Source organism: Paraflavitalea sp. (assembly GCF_059502485.1).
The window spans coordinates 1,116,617-1,130,995 of sequence record NZ_JCACET010000011.1; the positions used below are offsets into that span (position 1 = coordinate 1,116,617).

The window sequence follows — 14,379 nt, forward strand, 5'->3', positions numbered from 1 at the left end:
CGTTTATCTTTTGTTGTTTCCCTTGGCCACGGCCAACTCAATATATCGTTGCGCATTTTAGCCGGGAAGACGGGAAGGCGTTATCCGCCGTCTTCTACCAGCTTTCTACTTATTCAGGATGACAAGCAGCACCGGCAACGGCAGTACACTGCTACCTCGCTCCACTCCGGCAATCGTTGTTCAGTAGTTGTTTTGTAGTAGCTCCCTAAAAGGGGCAAGCTATTGGCAGCTTTCTGCACGACAGCCAACCAGGATGCTTCCTGCAATCTGTGGTGGTTTTGCCGGAGCCCCTTTTCAGCAGGAACTCCGTTGCCGGGTTTAAACTGTGCCGGGAAGACGGGAAGTAAGGAAGGATAAAATCAAGGTTTTATTTTTTCTGCTTTCCGGCCTCCTGGCTTATATTTATTGAATATGCTGAATAACACTTACAAGCTCACTTGTACCTTTTGCCAGGTATTCCTGCTGCTCCTGATCGGTGTATTCATTATTTTAAAAGGAAGCTCTATGACCGGCTGGGATTACATTCCTTTTGAATTTTTCCTAATGCAAGGTGTGATCGTTTTATTCATAGCTATTCTTGCACTGTACCAATTCTGTCCGCCAGCATGTACAGGCAGGAAAAAAGTGTTACGCATTGCTGCTATGGTGGTATTGATCTGCTTCATTGCTTTTTTAATTACTATGGCAATTAGTTTCATTGATCTATTTCTCCCTCTTGCTATGATAGTATACTTATTAGTCTTTTTAGGGATTTTTCTATGGAGTGCTGGGATGACACTTTGGGGTGTCTATAGGAAAAAGTTTTGAGTGGCGGGAACCGGGTTTCAAGTTTCAGGCTACATGTTTCAAGTTATAAGTTGCTGTGTTGCAGATCAAGATTAATCCTTGTATCTTGGAAGATAAGATTAACATTATGAAACTGGTTATCCTTTTAATGGCGACAGCCTTTTTTGCTCTCTGCAGTTGTAATTCGAATACGCCTGCAACAACAAAGACTGCCTCTACACCAACTGTACCTGGCAAGTCGAATACACCAGTACACGATACCGCTATTTTGCAAGCCTCTTTCCAGCAGACAGACACTGCCTACAATGACTACCTCGTGGCGCAGCTCGCTCCTATCCGTGCAAACTTTAAGCGCATCAATTCTATTTCTAAATGGACATCTACTTCGACTAAAGAGCTTGAAGAGACAACGGAAGGTGGTGAAGCAACATTTTATTACGTAGATGGCGTTTTAGAAAAGATCGCCACCCGTCATTTCGGAGAAACCTTTCAGCAGCTAACAGAATACTATCTGCTCAATGGGCAGTTGTCTTTTGTATTTGAAAAGGCCTTGAAATACAACCGTCCTATTTATTATGATTCTGCCGCTATGAAGGAAGGCAACGATGATGAAGCTTTTGACATTAAGAAGTCGCAGGTTGAAGAAACAAGAAGTTATTTTAGTAAAGGCATACTTCTGCACCAGATAAATAACGAGGATTGTGGCTCTCCTTTTTCAGCAGAATATTTAGCAGGGGAACAAAAAGAATTTATTGCAGCATTTGAGAAGCTGAAGGCTATACAGTAGAATAAACGAAACACAGAAGGAAGGTCAGTATTATTTTTTCTCCTTTAACCAGCTTTTAGGAAGCCCATATTTTTCAATAACCTTCTTTGAAGCTTCTGCTTTTTGAACAAAATAAGGATCACTGCCATAATCCCGTACGTCGGCACTGACTGTGGCATTAGTGATCAATTTACCTTTTTTCTTATCCTTATGAAGCATATAAATAAATACTTTTATTACAATATAAAATTAATGCTTTCCTCACAAGTTGTAAAACAAAAAGGGTGAGCTGTGTGCTCACCCTTGGGAAGACTGGAGGCTGTGAGGGTTACTCACTGCCGGAATTATTGTTTTGATCGTTGTCGTTACGGTTGTTGTTCGTACCGTTGTTGTTATTGGAAGACCTGTTCGTGCCAGAACGTTTGTGGTAATAGTCTTTCTGCGCTTGTACCACGGCCTGATCTCTGTCCTGCCTCAATTGCCGTATCTCCTGCCTTTTCTCGCGGCCCGTCATATCGTCCTGCATCCTGACCGATTTGATACGGTCGGCATAATCGGACTTGATATCTGCAATCTGCCGGTCGAGCCGAGACGGCCTGTTGTACCCGTTGTTATATCCGTAAGGTGGATAATAAAAAGGGGAATAGAAGCCGTATCCATACCAAGGAGAATAGAAAGGGGAATAACCCCAACCAAGACCTACTGAAACACGGGGTCTAACAACAACGTGGCCACGGCCAACTTTTTGGGCGGAAGCCCCTAACGCCAGTCCTATCGTTAACAAAATCATCAGTAACTTTTTCATAACTCACTATTTGCTTATATAGACTGCAAAAGGTGGGCAAAAGTTAAACGTGGCAGGCCGCAATAACCATTCAATAACGAAGGGCGGTCATAATGGCCGCCCTTTAACAATGCCTTATGAGTAGTAGGGTAATCAACTGCCAGAATGCTTGCAGTAAGAGTCATTCAATATTTATTGTTGTCCCACTCTACTTCAATATATTTCGTACAGTCGTCTTTCATATCGCTATGACCATCCAGCAAAATTGCAGCACCACCGTTCCGTACCGCCTCTTTAACTTCTGCGTAAACTGTATCTGCCCCCATAGGATCTAACCCAATAAGATCAAATATGATATCTTTTGTTTTTGAAAAGGTAGCATATAAACTTAATAATTTTCGCGGATTCCAAGCCAACGTTTGAACTTTTGTCTTTTCGTTAATCCATTTGTTTTCATAAATCTTTTTCGTATACGGACTATTCAAACCGGCGTTCTTTTTCAGGTATTCCTTCACTGTTACCGGATAAAAAATACTCCTAAGCTTTGGCTCCCTGAAATACTCAATGAAAGTTAGTTTTTTGTGAATAATAACATTATCATTCTTTGCATTACCTGTAAAAATATCCTTCAGCATCATAGCTGAATCGTAAAAATGTTGTCCATGAAATAAGCACAAAACGACAATTTCTCCGGCTTTCAATTCGAAAGGAGGCACATAAAATCTATCTGTTCTTATTCCTTTATTTTCGACGAGCATGTTGTTGTATCAGGTCACAAAATAAAAAAAGACCGCCTCTTTCTTTGGAGACGGCCTCTTAAACAAAAGTTATAAAAGGTCATTATCTCAGCAGGGCTGTAGCACACCAGAGTACAGGCGCCTGGCCATGCATATCGCCGATATTGCGTTTGCGATCGAGGTAGTACTGGCGGTCATTCTTTTTGTTGGTTCCTTCGCACACTTCGCGGATATCTCCTTTTTCATCAATATAAGAGATCAGTGCCAGCCATGCTTTGCGGGCTGCGGGTTCGTAGGCTTTTTTGTCGAGCCAGCCTTCTTTTACGCCGGTGATCATGGCAAAGGTGAACATACCTGTGCAGGAGGTTTCGGGCCAAGACCCGGCATCGTCGATCAACTGGCGCCACATACCGCTTTCTGCCTGGTATTTCAGCAGGGAGCTCATCATCAGTTTATATCCCTGCATGATGCGTTCCCGATTGGGGTTGTCTTTTGGCAGGGAGCGCAGCAACTCAGCCATACCTACCGCCATCCAGCCATCTCCCCTGCCCCAGAAGAAGGGTACATCAGGCGCGTGGTAGAAAAGTCCATTGGGCTTTTGCAATGAATCGAGGTATACTACCATTTCTTTGGCAGCGCGCTCAATGTATTTTTTATCGCCGGTAGCGCGGTAGGCCTGTGCCTGCACTGCCGTGATCATAAACATATCATCGATCCACATACGTGTCATCCAGGTAAGTCCACGGTTGTAATAATCCTGGCTTTCCGGTTTTACGCGCGCGCCTTCGGGCGGCCCCCATTGTTTATCGGCAATGCCTTTGCCCATGTCGAGATATCGCTGATCTTTTGTTTGCATGTACAGTTCCAAGGGAACGGAACCAAATACACAATAATCCACGTGATCGGGAACGGGGATCATATTTGCTTCAGTAGTAAACAAGGGCTCAAATCGGTCGGCCAATTGTTTTGTCAATCCTTTATCCTTACTTTCTTTTGCGAAGGTGAGGGCGCCATACCAGGCACAAACTTCGGGATAGGTTATGTATTTGGGCGGCTGTGGCCTGCCGTAATTCTGGTGGGGGGACTCCACAAAGCGGGCCGCTACTTTCTTACCTACTTCAAGGGGTGAAGTTCCTTTGGGCCAATTCTTAAGACCAGTGCCTTTATCTGATTGGGCAGGTACCGTATAGCTGGTAAAAGACAAAACACCTGTTGCCAGCAACAGGCTTTTGAATGCTGTATTCATAGACATCAATGTTAGTATAATCAATAAGGTGAGCCACCCGGCAAGGCCCAATGCTGCCCGCAGAATGACTCACCACCGTTTAAAGCGTAAGTAAAAGTGACTATCATTTGTAAACCTTGCTATATTCTGTGTTCACTTCTACTAAACATATGCAATAGACAGCTATTTTTTTACTCTTCTCACCGGACTGTTTGCTTCCTATTCAACTATTTTAGCAAGTCGCCCTTCAACTCTACTTTAATTACAGAAGCAATCTTATCTGTTGGTGTTGCAGGTAATGTCAAACTAAGTACATCGCCGGCAGTGTTGGTTTTAATAGAATTCCCGTTACTCAACAATTTTGCACTTACTACATTGTTCTTTATGCCTGACACTTCCAATTTCCCATTGGCAGGCCACTCAAATACGGACAGGTACAGAATGGTATTACCATTGTTTTCTTTTTTAGTGATGCGTCCCCAGGTTTGTGGCTGCAGTGGGCTACCTTTTGTTTCATAGATAGCTTCTCCATTTACTTTCATCCAGGCACCGACCTGTTGCAAACGCTCAATGCTTTCAGCAGGAATTGTACCATCGGCTTTGGGCCCTATGTTTAAGAGATAATTACCTCCTTTCGAAGCGATGTCGATTAAATTCTGTACCAATGTAGTAACAGGTTTCCAAGCGTTATCGTAGCTCTTGTATCCCCATGATCCGTTCATCGTCATACAGGTTTCCCAATCTTTACCATCCATCTCCCCTACTTTGGGAATGCGTTGTTCGGGTGTTGTATAATCGCCCGCATAATTGGGCCGTTTGAGGCGGTCGTTGGTAATAATATGTGGTTGCAGTTTCAACTGTTCGTTGAGTTTTACCGCAAACTCATCTGTCATATCGGTTGGCGTATCCCACCACAGTACAGCCACATCGCCATAGTTGGTAAGTAGTTCTTTTACTTGTGGCACAGCTACCTCGTCCATATACTGGGCCATCGTTTTAGTGGTTTGGGCAGGGTCCCAGTGACCTTTATTGGCAGCTGTATATGCATCGATGCGTGCTGAATCGGGATTGGCCCAACCTTCACTGGCCACTTTACGGGCAGCCGCACCGCCGGGATTATTCCAGTCCTGTGCATGGGAATAATAGAACCCTAATTTAACGCCATATTTGCGACAGGCTTCTGCCAGTGGTTTCAGGAGGTCCTTGCCATAAGGAGAAGCATCGACGATATCCCATTTGCTGGCTTTGGTATCGAACAGGGCAAATCCATCATGGTGCTTGGCAGTGATGACGATGTATTTCATACCTGCCTCTTTGGCCAACTTTACCCAGGCATCTGCATCATACTTCATGGGATTGAAGTCCTGAGCAAACTTTTGGTATTCAGTAACCGGTATTTTACCCCGGTTCATGATCCATTCACCAATCCGATTGATCTTCTGACCTTTGTAAGTACCGGCCGGAACTGCATATACGCCCCAGTGAATAAACATACCGAAGCGGGCTTCACGCCACCATTCCATGCGCTGGTCTTTCGTTAAAGCAGGGGAAGGCTGGGCCATAGTGGTACCCGCGAGGATACAAGAGGCTAATAGCAGGTAAATAAATCGTTTCATCTTTACAAGTGTCAATTTGAAGAATATGGTAACCGTAATCAACAGCAAATTAATCAGATATAAATTACGCTTATTCAGCCGATTGGCATACCATTCAATTTTATTAGCATCTACTAATACTTCACAATTATCCTCACGGCCTTTTCTATGCCATCTGTAATGTGCAGGAAGTAAAGGCCATTCAGCACGTGGCTGATGTTAAAGTTTACTTCACTGGCTGTGCTGCCGGCAGGAATGGTCGCTGTAGCAACAACATTTCCGTTTCGATCGATCAACAGGAAGGAATATCCCCGCTCCTTTTTCTTATTGAACAGTTTCACTTTCAACGGACCGGTTGTTGGGTTCGGGTATACCAGCAAGGCAAAGCCTGGCCTCAGGTAGTCGAGCCCTAATACAAGGATGGTTTGTTGTACCGGTGCTGCCGCTGTATAGTTTTCGTTGCCGGGTTGCTCTGCCTGAACAGTTACCAGTCCTTCATCGTTTAACTTTAAAGCATTACCTGTCAACGTAGCCGGTCCAGACACAACGCTAAAGATAGTTGGCAATCCGGAAGTAGCTGTGGCCGACAGGTTCACTGTTTCGTTTTTAAGTTTGGGCGCTATGGCGTCAAAAGTAATAGTCTGTGATGCCTTGTTTACTGTAACTATCTTTTCGGCTGTTGCCGGGAAGTATTCTGCATTACCAGCCTGACTGGCACGTAATATAATGCTGCCTGCGCCTGTCATTGTTACGAAAGAATCAATCAGTGTGCCCGGACCGGAAACAACTTCCACAGCCAGTGGAAGACCAGCATTACTACTTGCCAACAACTCGAAGGGATCATCTCCAAAGGTTTGATCGGGGATGTCCCCAAACGAAATGGACTGTATCCTTCTTTCGAACAATTCCCATTCGGCAAACTGGGTACCTGAGTGACCATTGTTGGCTGTTATGTGCAAGCGATAATAAGTATACAGTGTAGTGTTGCTGTCGATAGTATACGTTTTGGTGAGAAAACGGGTAGCGAAGCTCTGGTTGACCTGGCTATCCAACACCGCCCAGTTAACGCCATCATTAGAACCTAATAATCTCCAGTTCTTCGGATCACGCTCTGGCACATCATTGGCGGATGTAATGGTGTAGCGGGTAACAATAGCAGGCACCGTAGACTGGTACTGTACCCAGAGGTTGGTCCTGCCACTTCTGTAATATTTGGTGGTAGTACTGTTATCGATAATGCTGGGTACATCTTCCGTTGGCTTGGAGGTATTGGGATATTGCGCGGTGATCTGCCCGCCATTATCCGTGATGTCGAAAGAAGCGCTGGGCTCGCTGGTCCCATAAGGTACTTTAGGTTCCTGCGCAATGCGGGTGGCCCTGGCGCGCAGGCTGTCCCAGATACGTCCCTGTGCCTGTTCGGGTGTAACGATATTTTGTACAGCCTGTGTGCCCAGGCGATCCTGTAATTGTTGTAGGTACAAGCTGCGGGGTAATACATGTGTACCCCAGCTCTCCCAGTAGCCGCCACTCGTTTGTTTGGGACCTATACAACCGATGCCCCAGCTCTTTGATGTGGGTGCGCTCTCTACTTCAATATCTCCTTTGTAGGCGTAGCAGTTCCAGAACATCGTTTGCGCACCGGCCCATCCGTGCCCGCTGCCTGATGCCTTGCGGTTCTGTACGTGAATTTGTCCGCCGTATATATTGTCAAACAGCAAGCCAGTTGCCCAACGATGGTGGGGGCCAATGTCCGACTGGGTGTTGTCAGCCATACAATCGAGGAACACATTGGGGCGTGGCACCCGCGAACCGGTCACAAAATCGTGGCGACCGCCCCAGGTCATGCAACGCTGGAACAGGTTGAAGGTTGCATTGCCTTCGAGGTTGAAAGAATATTTACGTCCACCAGTGGTTACTGATTTGGGATCGATCATGCCGCAATCCTGTACTGTATTGTAACGCGACATATTGGAGATACTCACTGCCGCATAGCCGAAATATTTGGCTATCACATCGCGTACCCAACAGTTTTCTGCGCGATTCAGCTGCACTGCATTCCAACCGTGGCTTTCATCATCATTGTTGACGAAATAAGATTCAAGGCGGAGCATTTCCACGCCGCTATTCTGAATGCGGCCTGTAATATTCGATTTGAATACATCACCACCGCCGTAAGCATCTTCCATAGGATCTACCACCGGTATATCCACTGTAAGGGTATTGCCCTGCACGGCTACAATGTTGCGCTCATAGGTATTACGGTATGCTGAGGCTGTCCATCCATACTGGCGCATGTCCAGTGTATCGATCCATGCTTCGTTGGGTGTTTTCTGGATCACGATCTTGTCTCCCACCTGGAAGGCATGGCCTGCGGCAACCTCGAATGTTTTAGTACCGCTAGCTACATAAGGAGTAGTGATCTTCTTGCGGCTGCCGCTTACTTCGGCATAACCGCTGCCGGTTCCCTGCAAGGTGATGAGCGTGTGTTGCTCTTTTTTAGTGGCTATGATCACGGTGCCCTGTAAGCCTGTACCTTCTCCGCGCAGTACCACTCCGCTGGTGCGGATAAATAAAGTGCCTTCCAACGGATATACGCCTACTTTCAGCAACACTGCGCCCCGGAAGCCGTTGGCATCCGGTGTCATTGCACTCACTTCATCAATAGCTGCCTGGATCAATGCCCTGCAATCGCCTGCGATGGGCTCTATCGTTTTCATTACCGGCAGTACCGGCAATGGCACACCGCCACCTTTGTAGCCTGCATTGGAAAAGTCGGGCACTTTGTTCACGGCATTTTGCTGTCGTTCATTGGCGTATTGGTTGTATACCAATTGTCCGTTTTGCAAAGACACTAACGGAGACTGTGCAACTGCTTGTAATTGTAAGAGGAAAAATGTCAATACAGCAAGGAATAGACGCACTGATGGCGCCTTACATGGGGTAAAGTTTATTTTCATAATGGCTTTTACCAAACTAACTGATAATTCTTTACCGCTGTTGCTAACTGTTTTGCTTTTTATTCAATCATTCTGGCAAGAAATAGCATCCCACTGTATACATTAAACTCTGTTGAAATACATATACCAGTTCCATTCCCAGGTTTCGCCTTTATCGGCCGAAAAGGCCTGGCTCCATACCGGCTGTACGGGATTGGTAGCATCCCAATTGAACCGTACAATGATCTCCTGGCCATTATAAGTATCTTTTGTAAAGAAGTGTCCTATTCCTTCATGGAAGGAGCCTACTACCGGTGGATCCATCGTTACCCTATTGCTGTCGGCCCAATAGATACTCCACAGCCGGGTGGCCGGGTTAAACAGCCTGAGTGTCATCCCTTCAAAGGGCTTATCGTCAAAAGTTGTGCTGAAGATATCTGTATTGCCCATACCCAGCAATATCTTGCGTAGCTCCTGCGTAGCCGGAAATTCTGTCCATTCCGTGCAGTTATTCAACCTTGACCTCAGTTTGCGGTTATACACCTGCCAGCAGCCTTGCAGGAAATCAAAATCATGTTGCGAAGAAGAAGCAGAAGGCGTAATGATTAAATCACCTTCTATATTGAACTGTATGGGATTCATGGCTATATTTTTATGTTTTAATTAATATAAGGGAGGCTTCAATAATCCTTCGACAGGCTCAGGATGACATCGAAAGTCTATTGCAAAGTAAAAGTGGCGCACTGACAACCCTATGTCAGTATGTTTTATTGGCGGGGAAATATTTTCAGGTATTCTTCGGCTTTGAAGGTGTGTGTTGTTTCGGGAAGGGCTTGGAGGTGTTGGTAAGCCGGGGATGGTCTTACTTCCTAATCACCTCCACATTGTATTCACGTACGGGTCCCTCCAGGCTGTCTGATACACGAACTGTGTATTGCTTATCACCTACTTTTACTGCATAATCGTAGTTCCGGGGTTTCATCAGGTGCATATTCAATACCTCCTGATAACTGACATTTACTACACTCCCTCCTGTATCTTCATCCAATACGAGGAAATCGTTCAAATTATGCTCCCAGCAAATTATTTTCCCCTGATCAAATGCCATAGTATAACCAATACCCAAAGAACCAGGTTCCTTCAATGATTCAGATTGCCATACATGGGCTCCGGACACAATATCGACGCAATGCATCCTACGATCTTTTATAATGAAATATACCCTACCCTTATTGACAAACAGATTATCAACATCTTCCCCCATGTCATATTCCCATATACTTTTCCTGGCGGCATAATCTATACAGCGAAGTAACCTTCCTACAGCAGAGGTTGAATCACCTCTTATACCAGCCTGGATCATATGCCCCTTATAAAAAACCGGCATGGAACTGCCCAAAGAACGAGGGGCAAAATGGTTCACTACAGCTCCATCACCCAGTGCAAATTCATAGGTACCATCTTCGATAGTATGTACAATCAGGTTATTGTTCAGGGGATTCAAAAAATGCCCGCAGTAACTGCCGTTTGTCTGTTGTTGCCATATTTTATTTCCCTGTTTGTCCAACCTGAAAATATCTCCAACGTAATTACAGAAGTAAATAAAGCTATCGCATACAACAGGAGGCGCACCTGCCGACTGCTTCATTTCCGTCCTCCAGTCTACCACACCGGTTTTCAGGTTCAGGCAATACAATAGTTCACTGCTATCTCTGGTACTAAATCCGGCACTACTGCAGTAAATCTTATCATCTACAAATGCTTTTGCAGGGAAACTATTATTTCTCCAATTATTCACCCAAATATCGCCTTTGGCGTAACGGATGTCAGGATATCCATCTTCTTTGTCCAGATGACAACCCTGAAAGATGTTTATTATCAAGAGCAGCAGAATTAATCGCATAGCTGAAGGATTATGGTTGTTTCCTGAACTCTAACGCTTCTTCTTTATCGGGATTGCCTACATATCGTACCAGTGTGAGCAGGGAGTCTTTTATCACAATATCGAAATCTGTAAAGGTGCTATGCCTAAACAGGCGACCTCTCTCGAAGGACATACCCAACTTCCAGGCTCCTTCGTTTTTAAAGAGGCGCCAGGCACCAATGGCATCCCATACCAGTCCGCCTTTGTTGGCAGCGTCGAGGCAATCCGGTAAACGTACTTTAAACGCAGAATCGGGGCTCAGGCGTATGTATACGGAATCGCGGGCGTATCTCTTTTTGTCGAGCATGGCGTAGGTGGCTGGTGTAGCATACCAGGTGCCGGCAATGTCTTTTACTTCTTTTTGATCTGTGACAGGCAGGCCGTGAACTGCGCTATTGCCTTTAGAGCGGCAACCGAATAAGGTAATTCCCAAACCAACGATCAGTAACCATGTGCGCATAGAACTCATTGAGGGTGTAAATGTCGTTGTTAGTTGGCATAAAAGGAAATCCCATGCGTGCGGCATGGGACCTCTCATATTACATTAATGTTTATTTCAGTTCTACTTCTTCTTTCCCCTTAATAAGGCTTCGAGGTAATAATAATCGGCGTAGTTCAACGGTACGTCGACTTCGCTGTTGGAGGGCTTGGAGCCGGTGCTATGCAGGAGCAGGAAACCGAAGTTTTCACCGATGGGTGAACGGTAAGATTTGGTGAGGTTGGTCACGATCTTATCGGCTGTGGAGCGGTACAGTTTAGCATTTTTGCTGTAGCCTGCGAGCTCATACAAACCTGAGGCAATGACCGCTGCGGCAGAAGCATCGCGTGGTGCATTGGGAATATCCGGTCCATCGAAATCGTAATAAGGCACCAGGTCTTTGGGTAAACGGGGATGGTTCAATATGAAAGCGGCAATGTGCTCGGCCTGCTGCAGGTAAATGGGATTTCTTGTATACCGATAGCACATCGCGTAGCCATACAGTCCCCAAGCCTGTCCTCTTGACCAGGCAGATTCATGACTATAGCCCTGGTGTGTATTTTTCTTTACTACTGCACCTGTGGTAGTATCGTAATCAATGACGTGGTATGAACTGTAGTCAGGGCGGAAGTGATTCTTCATGGTAGTATTGGCATGGGACACCGCGATCTTGTAGAAAGAGGAATCACCAGTGAACTTCGTCGCTTCGAACAACAGTTCCAGGTTCATCATGTTGTCGATGATCACCGGAAAGCCCCATACTTCTTTGTGGTGATCCCAGGAACGGATGCAACCCACTGTAGGGTTAAAACGTGTAGACAGTGTTTTGGCGGATTGTATGATGATGTCTTTATAGGCAGCATCGTTCGTGAGGCGATAGCCGGTGCCAAAGCTGCAAAAGATCTTAAAGCCCATATCATGGGTGCCTGCGTTCGTTTTCTCCCGCTCGATATTGGCAGTATAAGCCTTAGCTTGTGTGAGCCATTCCTGCTTGCCTGTATATTGGTACAGGAACCACAATACACCCGGGAAGAAACCACTGGTCCAGTCGCGGGAGGCCACCAACTTCAGTTTGCCATTTTCAATGGTGCGTGGCGATACCAGGTCGGCTTTGCCTTCTTTGGCAGCAGGTACTGATTGTAGCATTACCTGTGTTTGTTTTTCAGCATCTGCAAATACGGCTGGCAATTTTACCTGCGCCTGCAGGCTTCCCTGTAATAAAACACCTATTACTAAACTACTTATTAACCTCATAGTATCAATTTATGGGACTTGAATCAATTGTATTTCCAATAGTTTCATCAATTTTTTTCCTGCAATGGTAACTGGCTTGATATTTACCTGGTGTGTACCAGCATTGATGACCGCCTCACCAAGGGTTTCCGTTATTACAGTTGCCTCTGCCTTCGCCTTGTTTACGGTCTTCTCTTCTTTCATACCATCGATATCAAGTACGTACGTACCTCCGGCGTCTGCACCTGCAAGATATTTAATGACGACCTTATATTTTGCAGAAATTGTAGTATTAAACTGCCAGCTAAGCCATTGGTCTTTCGATGCCCACCCATCAACATAATAACGACCTGTCTTTCCGTCTCCGTATTGCAATCCCTTACCCATCCTTACGGCATCAAAGGCAAGCAAACGAGTCTCTCGCATGTTGGGAGCGGTAAAGCGAACTGTATCAGCTTTCATGCTGCCCTTGAGTTCCAATACAACTACCGTGTTGGCTGTATCAGGTGCTTTAACCGGTAGTTGTATGACAAGGACATTCTGTGCTTCTTTTTTTACAGGCAATGCTTTCCTGGTAGCATCGGTTAACAGCGTTGCTTTATTAACGGGCGTCTGCAAACCTCCTACATAAAGCTTTCCATCCTTTGGCCATTCAAAAACATGCAGGTATAGTTTGTTACCTTTACGGGTTGTGACGCCCCAATTTTGCAACGGCATACCTGAAATACCGGCGCCTCCTACACTTTCATAATTCTTGTCCACCCATTTGCCGATGCCTTGCAGAATGGTCACATCTCTTGTATCGAATGCGCCATCTCCTTTAGGACCAATGTTCATGAGCAGGTTGCCGCCACGCGCAGCGGCTTTTGCCATCAATTGAATGAAGAAGGCTACTGATTTATGGCTGCTATCATATTTGCTGTATCCGTAGGACTCGTTCGTGGTGGGAATCGCTTCCCAATCACCTTCCACCGGGAAGAATTCAGCAGGCCGGTCGGCCGTATTCTTATAATCGCCAAAACTGATCGCGGCACTTCTGGCCAGGCGGCCATTGACTACTACGTTGGGATCAGTTTCCCGAATGGCCTGCAGGATATGGATGTTTTCCGACAGGGGCAATTTGTGGGGTGTATCAAACCATAATATATCCGGATGGTATTTATTGATCAGTTCTTTGATCTGGGGAATTGCTTTTTCCGCTACATATTTTTGTGCTTTGGGCAGCAGTTCGGGATGCGCGTCGAACCAATTTGCACCGCCATGCAGGAGTTTATCGCCACCGGGATTGTTGTACTCCCAGTCGTTGCCCGGTGCATCGGGATGTTCCCAATCGAAAGCATGTGAGTAATAGAAGCCGAAACGCACGTTATGTTTTTTGCAGGCAGCAGCCAACTCGGCCATGGGATCGCGTTTGAAAGGTGTTTGATCGATGATATCGAAATCGGATACACCGGAGTTGTACATGGCAAATCCATCATGGTGTTTGGCCGTGATGATAAAATATTTCATACCGGCCTGCTTTGCCTGCAGCACCCATTGCTCCGCATTGAAGTTTACCGGATTGAACTGGTGGGCCAGGTCGAGGTATTCTTTGCGGGTGATCTTTTCCTTGCGCATTAAATGTTCAGCATAGCCGCCTACCTTCCTGCCCTTCCATTCCCCACCGGGCAGGGAGTAAACACCCCAATGGATGAACATACCAAACCGGGCATCGCGCCACCATTGTATGCGTTGTTCATGTGTTTTCATGGAAGTGGTCCACCACCCTTTCACCGCTTCGTCGATCACTTTTTGATCGCGGTCTTTGGAGCGGTTGAACATTTCTTTGTCTTCGTCGCCGACGGTTTGGGCAAGACAATTAATGCCCAAGCAGATGCTCAGGCCAGTTGTAAATAATATCTTACAATTACTCATA

Annotated in this window: 13 protein-coding genes; 2 read left to right on the plus strand and 11 right to left on the minus strand. The window is 45.9% G+C overall.

The window, feature by feature from the left end:
- Positions 1-411: 411 nt before the first annotated feature.
- Positions 412-807: a hypothetical protein gene (locus AC5JBY_RS32205; protein ID WP_495908822.1), complete on the plus strand. Its 396-nt coding sequence runs from the start codon at positions 412-414 to the stop codon at positions 805-807.
- Positions 808-913: 106 nt separating this feature from the next.
- Positions 914-1,573, plus strand: a complete 660-nt coding sequence (locus AC5JBY_RS32210; RefSeq protein WP_495908823.1) for a hypothetical protein — start codon at positions 914-916, stop codon at positions 1,571-1,573.
- Positions 1,574-1,603: 30 nt separating this feature from the next.
- Here AC5JBY_RS32210 and AC5JBY_RS32215 read toward each other — a convergent pair whose 3' ends face one another.
- The 11 genes from AC5JBY_RS32215 to AC5JBY_RS32265 form a co-directional block, all read right to left on the minus strand.
- On the minus strand, positions 1,604-1,771 hold the full coding sequence (locus AC5JBY_RS32215) for a hypothetical protein (RefSeq protein WP_495908824.1): 168 nt from the start codon (positions 1,769-1,771) through the stop codon (positions 1,604-1,606).
- 109 nt (positions 1,772-1,880) lie between these two features.
- Positions 1,881-2,357: a hypothetical protein gene (locus tag AC5JBY_RS32220; protein ID WP_495908825.1), complete on the minus strand. Its 477-nt coding sequence runs from the start codon at positions 2,355-2,357 to the stop codon at positions 1,881-1,883.
- A gap of 164 nt (positions 2,358-2,521) precedes the next feature.
- Entirely contained in the window at positions 2,522-3,094 is a 573-nt protein-coding gene (locus AC5JBY_RS32225) for a hypothetical protein (RefSeq protein WP_495908826.1), read from the minus strand.
- A gap of 82 nt (positions 3,095-3,176) precedes the next feature.
- Positions 3,177-4,319 (minus strand): glycoside hydrolase family 88/105 protein, encoded by a 1,143-nt coding sequence (locus AC5JBY_RS32230; RefSeq protein WP_495908827.1) that lies wholly within the window; start codon positions 4,317-4,319, stop codon positions 3,177-3,179.
- Between the two features lie 206 nt (positions 4,320-4,525).
- Positions 4,526-5,914 (minus strand): alpha-L-fucosidase, encoded by a 1,389-nt coding sequence (locus tag AC5JBY_RS32235; RefSeq protein ID WP_495908828.1) that lies wholly within the window; start codon positions 5,912-5,914, stop codon positions 4,526-4,528.
- Between the two features lie 113 nt (positions 5,915-6,027).
- Positions 6,028-8,850 (minus strand): T9SS type A sorting domain-containing protein, encoded by a 2,823-nt coding sequence (locus AC5JBY_RS32240; protein WP_495908829.1) that lies wholly within the window; start codon positions 8,848-8,850, stop codon positions 6,028-6,030.
- 102 nt (positions 8,851-8,952) lie between these two features.
- Entirely contained in the window at positions 8,953-9,471 is a 519-nt protein-coding gene (locus tag AC5JBY_RS32245) for a hypothetical protein (RefSeq protein ID WP_495908830.1), read from the minus strand.
- A 220-nt stretch (positions 9,472-9,691) separates the two neighbouring features.
- Complete coding sequence (locus AC5JBY_RS32250) at positions 9,692-10,732, minus strand: outer membrane protein assembly factor BamB family protein (RefSeq protein WP_495908831.1); 1,041 nt, start codon at positions 10,730-10,732, stop codon at positions 9,692-9,694.
- Positions 10,733-10,742: 10 nt separating this feature from the next.
- Positions 10,743-11,213, minus strand: a complete 471-nt coding sequence (locus AC5JBY_RS32255) for a hypothetical protein (protein ID WP_495908832.1) — start codon at positions 11,211-11,213, stop codon at positions 10,743-10,745.
- A 102-nt stretch (positions 11,214-11,315) separates the two neighbouring features.
- On the minus strand, positions 11,316-12,485 hold the full coding sequence (locus AC5JBY_RS32260) for a glycoside hydrolase family 88 protein (protein ID WP_495908833.1): 1,170 nt from the start codon (positions 12,483-12,485) through the stop codon (positions 11,316-11,318).
- A 9-nt stretch (positions 12,486-12,494) separates the two neighbouring features.
- A complete protein-coding gene (locus AC5JBY_RS32265) occupies positions 12,495-14,378 on the minus strand; it encodes an alpha-L-fucosidase (protein WP_495908834.1) in 1,884 nt (627 codons plus the stop codon).
- Position 14,379 lies beyond the last annotated feature (1 nt).

Excerpts from the sequence above, each read along its gene's own strand:
- AC5JBY_RS32250 (WP_495908831.1), bottom strand. The coding sequence starts at position 10,732 with ATGCGATTAATTCTGCTGCTCTTGATAATAAACATCTTTCAGGGTTGT.
- AC5JBY_RS32230 (WP_495908827.1), bottom strand. The coding sequence starts at position 4,319 with ATGAATACAGCATTCAAAAGCCTGTTGCTGGCAACAGGTGTTTTGTCT.
- AC5JBY_RS32235 (WP_495908828.1), bottom strand. The coding sequence starts at position 5,914 with ATGAAACGATTTATTTACCTGCTATTAGCCTCTTGTATCCTCGCGGGT.
- AC5JBY_RS32215 (WP_495908824.1), bottom strand. The coding sequence starts at position 1,771 with ATGCTTCATAAGGATAAGAAAAAAGGTAAATTGATCACTAATGCCACA.
- AC5JBY_RS32220 (WP_495908825.1), bottom strand. The coding sequence starts at position 2,357 with ATGAAAAAGTTACTGATGATTTTGTTAACGATAGGACTGGCGTTAGGG.
- AC5JBY_RS32260 (WP_495908833.1), bottom strand. The coding sequence starts at position 12,485 with ATGAGGTTAATAAGTAGTTTAGTAATAGGTGTTTTATTACAGGGAAGC.
- AC5JBY_RS32205 (WP_495908822.1), top strand. The coding sequence starts at position 412 with ATGCTGAATAACACTTACAAGCTCACTTGTACCTTTTGCCAGGTATTC.
- AC5JBY_RS32225 (WP_495908826.1), bottom strand. The coding sequence starts at position 3,094 with ATGCTCGTCGAAAATAAAGGAATAAGAACAGATAGATTTTATGTGCCT.
- AC5JBY_RS32245 (WP_495908830.1), bottom strand. The coding sequence starts at position 9,471 with ATGAATCCCATACAGTTCAATATAGAAGGTGATTTAATCATTACGCCT.
- AC5JBY_RS32240 (WP_495908829.1), bottom strand. The coding sequence starts at position 8,850 with ATGAAAATAAACTTTACCCCATGTAAGGCGCCATCAGTGCGTCTATTC.
- AC5JBY_RS32210 (WP_495908823.1), top strand. The coding sequence starts at position 914 with ATGAAACTGGTTATCCTTTTAATGGCGACAGCCTTTTTTGCTCTCTGC.
- AC5JBY_RS32265 (WP_495908834.1), bottom strand. The coding sequence starts at position 14,378 with ATGAGTAATTGTAAGATATTATTTACAACTGGCCTGAGCATCTGCTTG.
- AC5JBY_RS32255 (WP_495908832.1), bottom strand. The coding sequence starts at position 11,213 with ATGCGCACATGGTTACTGATCGTTGGTTTGGGAATTACCTTATTCGGT.